This window comes from Ruegeria sp. YTSC199, from assembly GCF_059609725.1.
Genome location: NZ_JBXWMF010000005.1, coordinates 249,649 through 258,872, shown reverse-complemented (window position 1 = coordinate 258,872; position 9,224 = coordinate 249,649). Strand labels below are relative to the sequence as shown.

General features: G+C 51.5%; 13 protein-coding genes. 2 read left to right on the top strand and 11 right to left on the bottom strand.

The window, feature by feature from the left end:
* Nucleotides 1-40: 40 nt before the first annotated feature.
* The 3 genes from AC2FEE_RS07095 to AC2FEE_RS07085 form a co-directional block, all read right to left on the bottom strand.
* Nucleotides 41-1,264, bottom strand: a complete 1,224-nt coding sequence (locus AC2FEE_RS07095) for an AAA family ATPase (protein WP_496864018.1) — start codon at nt 1,262-1,264, stop codon at nt 41-43.
* A gap of 73 nt (nt 1,265-1,337) precedes the next feature.
* Entirely contained in the window at nt 1,338-2,573 is a 1,236-nt protein-coding gene (locus AC2FEE_RS07090) for a hypothetical protein (RefSeq protein ID WP_496864017.1), read from the bottom strand.
* Nucleotides 2,570-3,031 (bottom strand): plasmid mobilization protein, encoded by a 462-nt coding sequence (locus tag AC2FEE_RS07085; protein ID WP_496864029.1) that lies wholly within the window; start codon nt 3,029-3,031, stop codon nt 2,570-2,572. The genes AC2FEE_RS07090 and AC2FEE_RS07085 overlap by 4 nt, the downstream gene beginning before the upstream one ends.
* Before the next feature lie 484 nt (nt 3,032-3,515).
* On the opposite strand from AC2FEE_RS07085, the gene AC2FEE_RS07080 reads away from it, so the two are divergent.
* Nucleotides 3,516-3,686 (top strand): hypothetical protein, encoded by a 171-nt coding sequence (locus AC2FEE_RS07080; RefSeq protein WP_480449969.1) that lies wholly within the window; start codon nt 3,516-3,518, stop codon nt 3,684-3,686.
* Nucleotides 3,683-3,892, top strand: coding sequence for a hypothetical protein (locus AC2FEE_RS07075; protein WP_496864016.1), 210 nt, complete (start codon nt 3,683-3,685; stop codon nt 3,890-3,892). The genes AC2FEE_RS07080 and AC2FEE_RS07075 overlap by 4 nt, the downstream gene beginning before the upstream one ends.
* On the opposite strand, the gene AC2FEE_RS07070 is transcribed toward AC2FEE_RS07075, so the two are convergent.
* From AC2FEE_RS07070 to AC2FEE_RS07035, 8 genes are all read right to left on the bottom strand, one after another.
* On the bottom strand, nt 3,893-4,363 hold the full coding sequence (locus AC2FEE_RS07070; RefSeq protein ID WP_496864014.1) for a hypothetical protein: 471 nt from the start codon (nt 4,361-4,363) through the stop codon (nt 3,893-3,895).
* Nucleotides 4,364-4,409: 46 nt separating this feature from the next.
* A complete protein-coding gene (locus AC2FEE_RS07065; RefSeq protein WP_480589652.1) occupies nt 4,410-4,640 on the bottom strand; it encodes a hypothetical protein in 231 nt (76 codons plus the stop codon).
* Complete coding sequence (locus tag AC2FEE_RS07060) at nt 4,637-4,909, bottom strand: hypothetical protein (RefSeq protein ID WP_496864013.1); 273 nt, start codon at nt 4,907-4,909, stop codon at nt 4,637-4,639. The genes AC2FEE_RS07065 and AC2FEE_RS07060 overlap by 4 nt, the downstream gene beginning before the upstream one ends.
* Nucleotides 4,897-5,352 carry a hypothetical protein gene (locus tag AC2FEE_RS07055; RefSeq protein WP_496864012.1) on the bottom strand — a complete coding sequence of 152 codons (456 nt, stop codon included), beginning with the start codon at nt 5,350-5,352 and terminating at the stop codon, nt 4,897-4,899. Before AC2FEE_RS07055 ends, AC2FEE_RS07060 begins: the two co-directional genes overlap by 13 nt.
* Before the next feature lie 15 nt (nt 5,353-5,367).
* Nucleotides 5,368-5,595, bottom strand: a complete 228-nt coding sequence (locus AC2FEE_RS07050) for a hypothetical protein (RefSeq protein WP_170716965.1) — start codon at nt 5,593-5,595, stop codon at nt 5,368-5,370.
* A 238-nt stretch (nt 5,596-5,833) separates the two neighbouring features.
* Nucleotides 5,834-7,936, bottom strand: a complete 2,103-nt coding sequence (locus AC2FEE_RS07045; protein ID WP_496864010.1) for a VapE domain-containing protein — start codon at nt 7,934-7,936, stop codon at nt 5,834-5,836.
* The gene (locus tag AC2FEE_RS07040; protein ID WP_480449962.1) at nt 7,933-8,208 is read right to left on the bottom strand and encodes a helix-turn-helix transcriptional regulator; all 276 of its coding nucleotides are present in this window, start codon (nt 8,206-8,208) and stop codon (nt 7,933-7,935) included. The genes AC2FEE_RS07045 and AC2FEE_RS07040 overlap by 4 nt, the downstream gene beginning before the upstream one ends.
* Before the next feature lie 91 nt (nt 8,209-8,299).
* Nucleotides 8,300-9,139: a hypothetical protein gene (locus tag AC2FEE_RS07035; protein WP_496864009.1), complete on the bottom strand. Its 840-nt coding sequence runs from the start codon at nt 9,137-9,139 to the stop codon at nt 8,300-8,302.
* Between the last annotated feature and the right edge of the window lie 85 nt (nt 9,140-9,224).

Below are 9,224 nucleotides of genomic sequence, written 5' to 3'. Positions count from 1 at the left end.
GTAGATTGAAACTACAGCGAGCCTGATCCTCCTAAGCCAATCAAACGCTCGTGTTCCAAATCATTCGATGACGGACAAGTTCTTTCTTTCGCGCAGCGAGATTATCGATTGTATCGTTGTTTGCTATTATCTTCTTGTTGGCCGCGTTGATAAGGGCATCCACCGCTGAGATTAACGGGGCTGTGCTAGTAAGCGTGGCGACGGCACTTGGTTCTTTTCGCTTAGCCGTGATGTGCTCAATATTGCTATCCAGAGCGAGGCCAAGGGCTGCAACGTCCTTTTCGTAGGTCTCGCGGTCAAGGTAGGGCGACTCAACAATATCGGTGGCTCTGTATGCGTTCAGTAAGTCTTTTGCTGCATCAGCATAACCGGCGAGCAGTTTGTCGATTGATACGAGGTCGGAGATGTAACTCTCGTCAAAATACGCTTCCAGGCTCTGCTTGAAGGCTGCATCCGTCTTTTGTTGGCAGAATGGGCACTGGTCCTCTAGTTGATCAAAGTATTGCCGTCCCTGCTGCACCCAATCGCTGTTGCCGAGCTTTTCGATTAGCGCCGCGATGTCCACGTCTTCTTTTCCGATGATCTTCTTCTTCAGGATCGCTGAGCCTTCCAGTATCGATATCGTCGAGCTATCCTGATTGGGCAAGACTGTTGCCTTGGTTAACGACCCCGAAAAGACCGTTGTCGCGTCTTCACGTAGTTCTGAAATATCCCTCACTGTAGCGATGTTGCTCGACGCTTCTTTGAGATAGCGGTCGCAGAAGCTTTTCTTGTTGTTGTTCAGTCCTGTGAAGGCTGCTTCCAGTTTATCAAACTTCTTTTTGGCGCTCCATACATCCTCCACGATCTGCGCGGTGAGCGCTTCACGTTCTTTCTTCTTTCCGCTTGCTCCATCTTCGCCGAAGAGATTCTTTCGGAGCCCACCAAGCTTTGTTTTGATTACATCAGCCTCGCCCTTGAGAGTCTTGATCTTCTCGGCGATCTCGACGTTCTCTCCGAATGTGTAGATACCCTTGATGCTACTTTCTGCATCGAAGTGCTTTTCGACAAAATCCTTATTGTAGACGCGGGTTTCCAGCGGACTGCCGCCCGCCCAGGTTATTTGGCAGTCGGGGAAAGTTCCCGAGCCTTCGATAACACGGGAAATCGTTGTCTTGCCTGATCCATTCGAGCCGAAGATAAAATTGAGCTTCTTCAATCCTTCGAGCTTGGTGCCCGTTGCATCGTACGCGCCTTGGTTTGCTAAATGGATAGCTTCAATCATTCGTGACTCGCTTGAAAATCTTAAAGTTGTGACAGCAACCTGCCACTCAACCCGATTTTCCTGCAAGGATTTTCTAGACTAACGTCATGCCGTCAGATCTATGGGTGGCCCGTTTGAGCGCGGCATTTGCCTTCTCTATTTGTTTTCGAAGTATTGCGGCCAGCTTGCGAAGCAAGTTCGGATCGCCGGGGTCTGGGATCGGTTCAATGCCAGTCGAAGTTACATCGTCTGAGCGGTTATCTGCAAACTGTGCCGCCAGTGGCCGCAAACTTATCGCTGCCAGTGTCAGTTCCTTACTCTCTTTCAGCTCCTGCTGATTGCCTGAAAGATTTTCAGAAGAGCGTTCATGCGAGCTATTATGGCCTGGTTGCTCTGGTGAATCTGCTCCTGCCCTTGGATGATCTGCGATAGCAGGTCCCGCAAAGTTTGGTCGGGAGCGGGCTTTGTTGGCTCTGAGTTCATGTACTATCTCCTGTGTTTTTGAAATGAATTTGGCTACGTCTTGGGCTTTGATTTTCAAAGTTCTGTTTGCGTTGTGATCGCGGATGCCTTCCGGGGTTTCGATCATAATCCGGCTTCGACCGCGTCCTTCGGGAATGGCGTCGGCCAGCTCTAGCCATTCGCGCTCGATCAGCTCGGCCAGCTTGGCGGGCTGCTGGTCACGGGGCAGGGCGGCAATGGTTGTGAGCTGGTGGCGTAAGGCTGGCAGGTCAAAACCTGATCGCTTGGCCTGCTGGTGCTGATCGTTGGAAAAGGCAGCTCTGGGGCGCTCGTCGTCGCCCAGCTCAGCGGCCAGGCGGTCGGCCAGCTCGTCTTTGCCTTGTTCTCGCAATCTCATTTCAGCAAAAGCATTGTTCGCGCCGCTGGTGAGCTGGTGGCCGAATTGCAGTTCGCAAAGGCGGCTAACAGCTTCGTCTTTCGCCTTGCCGCGGAAAAGCTTGTAAGTCTTGCCGGTCACACTGTTCTGAGCTGGTCGCACTAAGTGATAATGCTTTTGGGTCGATCCATCTGCGCGCTTGCTTTCGTGCATCGCCAGCGTTTCAGGATCATCTCTATCGAATCCGAACTCCTCGCGGATCGCGGCGACGGTCGCGGCCAGCTCGTCGGGTGTCAGCGCTTCGTCAGGACTGATGATGATGTGCAACAGGCCGTTTTTGCGGCCTCTGAGCTGTGCAAAATCGTCGGCGACTAAGAGCTGATCATTGCTGGATGTCAGGACGTCGACGCGCTCGTTGTCGCCCTCTGCAACCACATAGTTGCAGATGCGGGGGCCATCGCCTGCGCTTATGCCACCCGTCTTGATTATCATCCGGCGTCCAACTCGTCGGATGTGTCAGTGGCGGCGGGCTTCAGCTTCTTCAGCTCGGCGCGCAGCTCGGCCAGTGGTTTGGCAAAGGCTCTGCGGCTCTGATCCAGAACGCGGCCCATCGCCTCGAATTGGGTGGCAGTCAGTGTGCCGGATTGCTGAGCCTCATTGATCGAGTGTTGACATTGGTTAATGTTCGTAGCGATGCCGACAAGCTGGCGGGCGATGGCCTCCAACTTCGAGCTGTTCGGCGGCGCAAATGTGGTCCTGCCGAACGTCATGAAACGAACGTAGTCAGCTTGTGATAGCTCGTTTCGATGCGCCCATGTTTTCAATCGGGCGGCGTCGTCTGGGGTCAAGCGCATCTTGAAAACATGCGTCCTGTTTGGCGGTTGGCCCGGTGCGGGCCCAGGGGCCGCAGGGTCAACGCTCTGCGGGGTCTCAGGGGCAATAGGGTCCATCATAAAAATCCTCATTTTTCTGTGGCCCGCCACAGGGGGTCAAGGGGGAATGCAACTCCCCTTTGCAAGTGTTCGTCGGTCCCGGAGGGGCTAGACGATCCCACTTGCTCTTTCCTAAACCCCCAAATGTTCAGGCGCTGATTTGTAAATTGCAGTGAAACATTAAAATGCAAATTCAGAGGGATAGCGGGCCACATGAAAGGGTCACAAAGAGAACTGTGGACCGGTGGGAACGGAGGGCCACAAATTGGAAAAAGAAGAGATTCCCCAGCGTGAATCTGGCGAGATTATCACAGCAAAAGAAGCGTTTCGCCGGTGGCTGCTATAGGCAGTTTGTTCCCCGCATTTGCGGGGGGCAGAAGCCATGTTTTCGGACGTGGTTGCAGGGTGGGCCTCATGGCTCACCCTGAAATGTTTATAGAACATTAAAGCCAGCTTGCGTTCCGCCTCGATCTGCACACCTGCAAGGCAGGAGGATCAGGCAATGAAATTTGAAGAATTTGAGCTGAAAAGAGCAATGGATACGGCGTTGCGCGAACATTTTGAGCTGCAAAGAACGATCATTGATCATCTGGAAAGGAGCGAAAAGCGGGAACGTGCGCTGTTAGCTATTTTTGGTGAAGCGCTGCTACAAGAGACGGGTGGCAGGAAATGAATATTATCACGGTGATGTTCAACATGTTCGCCATCAGTTCGAAGGAGCTGCGGCGAGCATTTGCTCGGGCGGTTGGCCGCCCTTCAGGAGTTGGGTTTCGGAAGAATAAGAAAACGGTGGCAACTGCGCGGATGTTTTTGCTGGCATATGCGGCAGCTCATCGAGCGCGCCGGGACATTGCCTTTTTCAGCGGTCCAGGGATGTGATCAGCGCGGGCCTAGTTCGCGGTTGATGATCCCTGCAATATCGACCGCGCCTGGGTCTTCTGGATGGTCGATCTCGTCGCCAATTTCTTCCAAAATCTCAGAAATTCTCAGCTTGGTTTTAGCCTGAATAAACTGCCACCATTCGCGGTTACGCTCGGGCAGATGCGCAAGCTGTTTCACGGCTTCTGCGACCGTCACAGCCTCTGTTTCGATCAGGGCGGGGCGTAGTCGTTCGACCTGGTCAGGTGTCATGAATTGGGGCCGGATACGGCCAGCCATTGCTGCGGCGTCCACCGCTGCGGAGTCGTCAAAATTGCAGGGGTGTGTTTCAAGATTTTTGGCCATTAGATGCATATGTGCCAGCCAATGAAAGAGACGTTTAGAAGTCCTCAATTTGCCGCCCCGAGCAGCAAGGGCAGGTCTTGTATTTTGTGCGGTGACTGCAATTTGAGATTCAGCAACTGTTAGCATGGCGGGGGCAGGTCTCAGGGTCGGGGTAGAAGTGCCTCGGCCCTTTTTATTCGTCGTTGTCCTCAATCTCGATCTGGCCACATCTCTGGCACTCCCATTCGCGGCTTGTTTCGGTGAATGCGACGGTGTGTTTGGTCTGCTCGTCGCACACGTGGCATTTAAGGTTTGCCATTGAGAAATTTGCACCGTGTTTTAGGCCGAAGAGGGCAACGATTGCTTCGTCGAACTCGTTGTCGACCCCGCCTTTTGAGCTTGCAAATCCGAAAACGTGGTTCATCGCGGGGTCATACTTGTTAGAGGGGTGATCGCTTCTTCCAGCTCAGTTTGTGTTGCGCGAAGTCGCTTAATTACGCCAAGGATTCTATTGCGGACCTCTGGCGCAAGATTGCTTGTTAGCTCGCTTTCCAGCGCCACGATGAAACCGCCAATCACTCCGATCATTGCAACCGCCAAATCGTTGAACTCAGCGCCGTTTTCGTTGACTTTTGCGAGAACAAAGTGAGCTGACTTTAACGCAGCTTCTGCTGCTTTGATTATTTCTGACATTCGATTACCTTCGGCAACTTAGTTATTTGTTTCTTATTTGTTTCAAAGTTTTTGTCACTGACGGTTTCAATAAAACTTTGCAGGTGTGTGAGCGCTTCACGGTTTGAAGTGTTGTCGCCGCCATAATTCAGGATGTGTTCTAGAACCGCAAGCCAAGCGCCAGATTTGATCCTCGTCCGAATATGTCCTCTGGGCTGCCGCTGAACGATTACGTGCCAGATCGAGCCTCCTAGGTAGTGTACCTGTCCCCTCTTACCCTCAATGTTCTCAACAATTGGTCCAATAGCACCAATAGGTATTTTCACTTCGCCTACCTCATCGTACCGCTGGTAATATTCCGCTACTAACACTTCGCTGAACTTCTTGAGCTTCTGTGAGGTTTCATCTGTGCAGTTACTTTCGGTTGCGGATATCATGTCTGTGTTTGGGCCTTTGGTAGTCATGCTCTGCCTCTTTCTTTATTGTGCTAAACTGCGGTAGCGCAGATGTAGCGACTGGTAGATGTCGCACAACTCGCGATGCAGCCTGTTGTAGCGCATGTCGATTTTTGTCAGGTTTAGGCAGTCCGGTGGCGAGATGTGATCGCACAGTATGTTCAGCGCTTCCTCAATCTCGAGGGCGCGGACTTCTAACTCGGCGGTTTTTATTGCATCGCGGATGCAGTCAAGGGCTGTGATTTTGGTCATTCGGTTTTCCTCTTTGGAGAGTTCGTTCAGAATGTCTAGGTAACGAAATGGACCGCTGTTTAGCAGCGCTCACATAGCTGTATGCGCAAGTTGCTTTCTTCAGTGAAGCGAGTGAAGAGTTTTTCCTTGAATGGAAGAATCTTCAACAAAGTGCCTAATAACATGCACTTATCTGTTGTGTTGGGTTTTGGCTTTCTCTGCCTCACCTTCTTCACCACCTTCACCACCTTCACCATCTTCACTTCGCCTTCATCGATTTGTCGTCGGGAACAAACCTCACAGCTCCCTTTCCTTCACCTGAAGTGATACGTCCGGCTCTTTTCCATCCCTGTGCCACCAATTCTTGTGCGACCCGCTTGGCTAAAAGCGGTGTCATGTCGGCGCGCTTAACACCCATCTTGCTCAACACCTGCTTGGCAGTCACTTCCGTGTGGCCGTGCACCGCCTTACAAATATCTTCACTCCAAGGATCGATGGGACGGCGATTTGAAACTTCTTTGCGAGCAATTTTCTCCGCCTCACCTTCGAGCCACCATCTCTCACCTTGACGATATAACTCGACGGCCTCGGCCCAAATCTGGTCTCGGTCGCGGGCAAGTGCATTGATGTCAATTTCTCCAACACGGACAGGCCAAAATCGGCGTCCACCGGTTTCGTCACGTTGCCAATCTTCTTTGTTGGTTGTGCCAGCGAATACGCATCGACGGGGTTCGCTAACCTCCTCACGACCATAAGCCGGACGGAATGTTTCCACCTGCCTCGAAATGAATGCTTTAACCGCATCCACTTCTCTCCGCATCGCCTCTAGTTCGCCGACTTCGATTACCCACTTTCCACGCAAAAAACTTGAAGCATCCTTGGTCCCCATCGCTGGAAGAGCATCGCTGAACCAGTCAACGCCGGTCAGAGTTGCCAAGGCGGTAGATTTTTTTCGTCCTTGGGAGCCCTCTAAAACCAGCATATGATCAGCTTTGCACCCCGGTGAAAGGCCGCGAGCAACTGCTGAAATGCACCAACGCTTGCCCGCCTCGGAAGAAAAAACACTTGGTTCTGCTCCGCAATAAGCGCTTAACCAAGTGTTTAAACGCTCCTCTCCGTCCCAAATTAAGTTGTTTAGATAATCTTGGAGGGGATCAAAGTAATTGTCGCGGCAGGTCTTTCGTACAGCTCCTTGAACAATATCCATGCTGGTTCGTGGAAAGCCATTTCGATTGAACCAGCATTGAACAGCTACGTAGTCATCATCTTCGAGAGGACGAGGAGAGCTACCTGCTTTTTGTCCAGGAATTGGCCTCAACAAGTACTTTTGCGCGGTGAACCCATTGTAAGCTAAAACACCTGACCATTCTGGGTGTTGGGAAAGCAGAGTAAGTGCATTTGCTGGGTTAAAGAACGGACGACCTTTGTCGTCCCGAACTAGGCTCAGTTCGCTATGGCGGAACTTTAGTTCCGTGTTTTCTTTTCTTTGTTTGGGGCCTCTGGGTTTCTCGATACCAGCCTTAAAACCACTATCGATGGTGCGCCAAGTTTCCAAGGAGTCGAGGCCAATGGCACAAGCTGCTGCCTCCAGTCGCTCACGAACCAATGCTTCACCTAAGTGACCGCCAGAGACGACCTCAAACAGTGCGGACGCAGATTTGAACAACTGATGATTGCGACCGCCTACTGGTGTGGCGAGTAGTGCAGCTAGTTCAGATTGCAACGCCGCTTGTGCCCAACGGTTGTCGATGTCGGCATTCAAGCTGTGCCTGGGTTCAGCCTTTTCCTTTTCTGGCTTCAACACTGACTTCAGCAGCCAGTCTGGGCATTCGGCTAATTCGAACAATCCAGGTGGGTTCTTCCAGCGGTATCTTTGGTCAAACCCAGGCCGGACGGAAGGCACTCCTAATACCATCCCTCCATCAGCGCGTACGTCCACACCTGGTGCTACTTGGCCTGCCGAGTTGCGAATTTTAGTGCCTTCCGGCCACTTGAAGTATAAATGCCAAGAGCCGGTGGGACTGAGGGCTTCCACCGTTTCAGGCAGAGTTCCGTTGGCATCGATGAGGGAGAGCAAGTTGGAGATCCCATCTGTCTTGTGCCCTTGCAGTGTATCCGCCTCGATCACAAAAAAACCGGACTTTGGTCCCGTGACGATTCCAACATTAGCGGATGGCCATTTCTGCCAGTCCCTCGCAATTACACCTTGGTCCGTAGTAGCGCCCCATTTTTGACCGCCACAGTGTTTCTCGGATTTGTAAGACTTTTTCTCTCCGGGCGGCACGGGAAAAACATGCCACCCTCGAGCAGCGTAATCAGCCGCCGATTTAGCGATGCTGGTATAATCAGTGCGCATGTTCATTGAAAATTTCCGGTCAATGGCGAGACAAAGGAGGCTGGCTCAGTTTTCTGAGGTGCAAGAAGTACTTTCTTCGCGGCTTCAGGTTCAAAGCGCCTGGATTTGGCGTCCTCGATGACCTCCACAATCTCCGAGCGAGGCCAGCGTGACAGGCATCCGATTTTGACAGCCGGTGGTACTGTGCCATCGGCAACCCTGCGCCAAAATGTTGGCACTGAGATTTGAAGATACTGCGCGCTCTCAGAGGCGGTAAGAAGTGGATCGATGTTGTCCATTGATCAGCCCTTTCATGTTGTGACTTGGGCTGATCCTGAACGATGAATTCGTTGCAACGAACTACTTAGCGTTGCGAATTATTTGAATGAATTATAAACGGACTGTTTTTAATTTAGTTTTCAGTACGTTGAAGCTCAGCTTAGGCCCACCTTTCGGCCCAGGTTTGCCTAATTTGACATTTTCCCTAGCAGCATCAGCCCAAATTACATTCCACGAAGCGTCTTTCATCTTGGGAGCCAATTTTTGCTTGATTTCTTGCTTGTTCCACCTTCCCTCGATGCTCAAAGTAAGGATGTCTTGGACCAAGAGCGCATCGTAATCCATCGGAATATCTAGTTTTGCTTTCTTGAGATCTTCAAAAAACCTGCCGAAATCCGACCCTGCGAATGTGATCGGTTGATAAAGCTGCGCTCCGTACAAGATCCGCAGATTAGAGTTCGCGCCATGCGATCCTTTGCCTAGAGAAGGTAGGTACTTCAAATGCCCTGATCCAACTGTTCCAATACGGACATCGATATGAGTGTTCGCAGGCCCAGTTTCGTTGTCTGGACGTCGGAATAGTTCCGCACTGACAGCTGCCGAACCGCCAGTAGGCATCAAAACTTCTGCCTTGTGTTTATTCGAGCTTACGAAATCCCAAGTGAAATCTTGAGCAAGCGTCAAAAAATGGTTGTAGAAGTAGTCCCAAGCTTCATCGTCCTTGTAGAAACCACTTACGGCAGGAGCGTCAAGAAAAGTCGGCGCTGGGAAGCCACTCTGTTTTTCTTTAGGTTTCTCTTTCAATTCGTAAACAGTTCTTTTTCGCCCACCAGGGAGCATCAATATCGCAGGATCATAGTCTTCTTCTTGCCCTACAATTTCTGAGGCGGCGTAGTAGTTAGGCTCGTCGTCGCGCACATCACCATCGGGATCCCATCTGAAGGTTGGCATTTTGCTTTCGATCAAGGACAGGACTTTTGAGTGGATGTCGTAGAGCGACGTTCTGGTTCGGTCGTTTACAAACAATTGCTGGCCT

Excerpts from the sequence above, each read along its gene's own strand:
- AC2FEE_RS07035 (WP_496864009.1), bottom strand. The coding sequence starts at position 9,139 with ATGCCAACCTTCAGATGGGATCCCGATGGTGATGTGCGCGACGACGAG.
- AC2FEE_RS07055 (WP_496864012.1), bottom strand. The coding sequence starts at position 5,352 with ATGACTACCAAAGGCCCAAACACAGACATGATATCCGCAACCGAAAGT.
- AC2FEE_RS07040 (WP_480449962.1), bottom strand. The coding sequence starts at position 8,208 with ATGGACAACATCGATCCACTTCTTACCGCCTCTGAGAGCGCGCAGTAT.
- AC2FEE_RS07080 (WP_480449969.1), top strand. The coding sequence starts at position 3,516 with ATGAAATTTGAAGAATTTGAGCTGAAAAGAGCAATGGATACGGCGTTG.
- AC2FEE_RS07060 (WP_496864013.1), bottom strand. The coding sequence starts at position 4,909 with ATGTCAGAAATAATCAAAGCAGCAGAAGCTGCGTTAAAGTCAGCTCAC.
- AC2FEE_RS07075 (WP_496864016.1), top strand. The coding sequence starts at position 3,683 with ATGAATATTATCACGGTGATGTTCAACATGTTCGCCATCAGTTCGAAG.
- AC2FEE_RS07065 (WP_480589652.1), bottom strand. The coding sequence starts at position 4,640 with ATGAACCACGTTTTCGGATTTGCAAGCTCAAAAGGCGGGGTCGACAAC.
- AC2FEE_RS07045 (WP_496864010.1), bottom strand. The coding sequence starts at position 7,936 with ATGAACATGCGCACTGATTATACCAGCATCGCTAAATCGGCGGCTGAT.
- AC2FEE_RS07070 (WP_496864014.1), bottom strand. The coding sequence starts at position 4,363 with ATGCTAACAGTTGCTGAATCTCAAATTGCAGTCACCGCACAAAATACA.
- AC2FEE_RS07050 (WP_170716965.1), bottom strand. The coding sequence starts at position 5,595 with ATGACCAAAATCACAGCCCTTGACTGCATCCGCGATGCAATAAAAACC.
- AC2FEE_RS07090 (WP_496864017.1), bottom strand. The coding sequence starts at position 2,573 with ATGATAATCAAGACGGGTGGCATAAGCGCAGGCGATGGCCCCCGCATC.
- AC2FEE_RS07095 (WP_496864018.1), bottom strand. The coding sequence starts at position 1,264 with ATGATTGAAGCTATCCATTTAGCAAACCAAGGCGCGTACGATGCAACG.
- AC2FEE_RS07085 (WP_496864029.1), bottom strand. The coding sequence starts at position 3,031 with ATGGACCCTATTGCCCCTGAGACCCCGCAGAGCGTTGACCCTGCGGCC.